This window comes from Vibrio sp. 10N.222.55.C6, from assembly GCF_041473395.1.
Classification (GTDB): domain Bacteria; phylum Pseudomonadota; class Gammaproteobacteria; order Enterobacterales; family Vibrionaceae; genus Vibrio; species Vibrio crassostreae_C.
This window is the reverse complement of sequence record NZ_JBFRSD010001118.1, coordinates 1-219: the sequence shown is the minus strand read 5'-3', so window position 1 is coordinate 219 and position 219 is coordinate 1. Positions and strand designations below refer to the sequence as shown.

Below are 219 nucleotides of genomic sequence, written 5' to 3'. Positions count from 1 at the left end.
GTATTAGAGTTACCGTTGATGTACACGTCAGCTTCGTTTCGGTCAGCACCACCTTTCGCTTTCACTACCGAAATGTTGTCATCACCCATCTGAGTAACTCGTAGGTCATTATTTCGACCGGCACCTTGTACTTTAACTCTGGCTTGGTTACGTAAACCATCTTGATCTATGAGTGCGTTGTTTCTTTTGTAACGTAATTTCACGTGAGCTTCATTGAGA

1 pseudogene is annotated in these 219 nt (G+C 42.9%); it reads right to left on the bottom strand.

The window, feature by feature from the left end:
• Positions 1-203 (bottom strand): annotated as a pseudogene (locus AB4486_RS27805) (curlin); the annotation flags it as partial.
• Positions 204-219 lie beyond the last annotated feature (16 nt).